The 2,500-nt window shown below is 35.7% G+C and carries 1 protein-coding gene and 1 rRNA gene (1 of these 2 cut by a window edge); both read left to right on the forward strand.

All coding sequences use genetic code 11. The features are described from left to right. The first annotated feature begins 197 nt into the window (after positions 1 to 197). The gene (locus VCHSUH03_RS07270; protein WP_105094542.1) at positions 198 to 1,310 is read left to right on the forward strand and encodes an IS1249 family transposase; all 1,113 of its coding nucleotides are present in this window, start codon (positions 198 to 200) and stop codon (positions 1,308 to 1,310) included. An 854-nt stretch (positions 1,311 to 2,164) separates the two neighbouring features. Next, a 16S ribosomal RNA gene (locus VCHSUH03_RS07275) occupies positions 2,165 to 2,500 on the forward strand; it runs 1,227 nt beyond the window's last position.

The following is a 2,500-nucleotide window of genomic DNA, read 5'->3' on the forward strand; positions in this document are numbered from 1 at the left end:
GGCTTATAGGACAAAAAGTGTGTGTAAAAACCCTTATAACACTAGATATTTACTAGTGTTATAAGGGTTTAATCTTTTTCTGGAGAAGTTTGAGGGTGGACAAAAAGTGTGGGTGAAAACATCAATTAACCCTTGTAATTGCTAACTAAAATGAGGTTATATCTTCCTATATATAAACAAATATGGAGGAAGAGTTTATGCGACAAATAAAATGTCCTGATTGTAATGAAAAATGTATTAAACATGGTATTTTAAAATCTGGTTCTCAGCGTTGGTTTTGCAAACATTGTAAGGGGGCATTTACCGTTAAAATTAATAATTTAAGTAGAGAGTTAAACCTATTCTTGAATTGGTTATTCAGTACCGATATTCAAGCTGATATGCCTGGTAAAGGTCGTACATTTAGGCGTAAAACCGCTAAATTTTGGTCCATATGGCCATTGCCACCAATAGTGGAAGAAGTACATGATGTGGTATATCTTGATGGAATTTACTTATCTAGGAATTTATGTGTGTTGATTTGTTGCAATGATACTCATGTTCTAGGCTGGTATGTCTGCCGTTATGAGCATGCTAGAGCTTGGCAGTGCTTAATGGAACGGATTGTTGAACCTAAAGTCGTTGTGTCTGATGGTGCTAATGGTTTACCTAAAGCATTACGAAAAGTTTGGCCTCATAGTAGCCACCAAAGATGCCTATTTCATATTTTTTGTCAGGTTAGACGATATACGACAAGTAGACCTAAAACGTTAGCTGGGAAGGACCTTTATAGTCTTGCCAAAGCTTTATTTAATGTGAAAACAATGGATCAAGCCTTTATATGGATTAATGAGCTTTCAGCGTGGCGCATGACATATTCTGATTTTTTACGAGAAATGACGATTGATGAATTTGGAAACAAACGCTCTACACATGAGCGTTTGCTTAAAGCTGAATCATCATTATGGCGCCTGATTAGGCAACAAACTTTATTTACATTTTTGGAATGCATTGATATTACAGTACCTACAACAAATAATCGTATTGAAGGTGGAGTAAATGCTCAACTAAGAAGTATGTTACGGGCTCATAGGGGCCTTTCACTTGAAAGAAGACTAAAAGCGGTCTATTGGTGGTGCTATATGCACTCACCAAGACCGCTTTCTATTTCAGATATATTAAATTGTATGCCTACAGATGAATCGATTGCTGCTATCTACAAACGGTTATCTGATTATTGCCAAATAGATCGTTCAATCCCTCAATGGGGTGATGCTCCTGTTTGGAATGAGCTACATATGTCTACAGATTTTCCAACTTATTGGGATTAGTCACACACACTTTTTGTCCTATAACCCTGTTAATTTTCTATATAATTAGTTTTGTGCACTCAATATGTATATATACTATTAAATAACAATTGCATTATATACCATTAAAAAATAATTGCGCCTAAAGAGGTATTATGTGCTTTATATATCTATATAGGTTATATGAAGCATTAGTCTGTTAAACATATAGGCCTTATTAAGTATTTATCTGTCTATAGATAAGCTATCTATGGATAAGCTATTTATAATTAGGCTAAGTATAGTAGGAAAACATTATAAATGATTAGATAGAAGCATTGATAGATATATAGAGTAAAGGCGATTATATATATTATTAATAACTACCGTATATGGTATATATAGTAGCAAGATGTACAATATATACAGATTCAGAAAAAAGTTTGCAAAATTTTAAAATTAGGGGTTGCGTCCCTTGGTTCTTTGTACTATAATAGCTATACAGTCGTTCGAAGCGACTGTTTATTAGTTAGCAAACACTAGATAAAATCTATGTTTGTTGATAATCGTTTTAGAATAAAAATGTAATTCCTGGTTAAAACAGAAATTACAAAATTCTAAAAAAGATTATAAAAAGGTGTTGACATGAAAGTGACAACATGTTATTATAATCTAGTCGCCAGTTGGCGAAACACTTTTTACGAAAGTGCTTTGGAGCTAGATAAAATCTAGTCTGACTGGTACAGATCTTTGAAAACTGAACAATGATAGGTAATCAATCATATGATTGAACATATGCCAGAGTGCGGGTTTTGACATAGTCAAAACCAACCATAATTTAAAGTTACTTAAATGTAACGACAACAAATAATGAGCTATTCAAATAGCTTCAAGATATCTTGGAGAGTTTGATCCTGGCTCAGGACGAACGCTGGCGGCGTGCTTAACACATGCAAGTCGAACGAAGAGCGATGGAAGCTTGCTTCTATCAATCTTAGTGGCGAACGGGTGAGTAACGCGTAATCAACCTGCCCTTCAGAGGGGGACAACAGTTGGAAACGACTGCTAATACCGCATACGATCTAACCTCGGCATCGAGGATAGATGAAAGGTGGCCTCTATTTATAAGCTATCACTGAAGGAGGGGATTGCGTCTGATTAGCTAGTTGGAGGGGTAACGGCCCACCAAGGCGATGATCAGTAGCCGGTCTGAGAGGATGAACGGCCACATT

This window comes from Veillonella infantium (assembly GCF_002959895.1).
GTDB classification, from domain to species: domain Bacteria; phylum Bacillota; class Negativicutes; order Veillonellales; family Veillonellaceae; genus Veillonella; species Veillonella infantium.

Bases quoted from the DNA above. Each gene is read 5' to 3' on its own strand.
- VCHSUH03_RS07270 (WP_105094542.1), top strand. From the start codon at position 198: ATGCGACAAATAAAATGTCCTGATTGTAATGAAAAATGTATTAAACAT.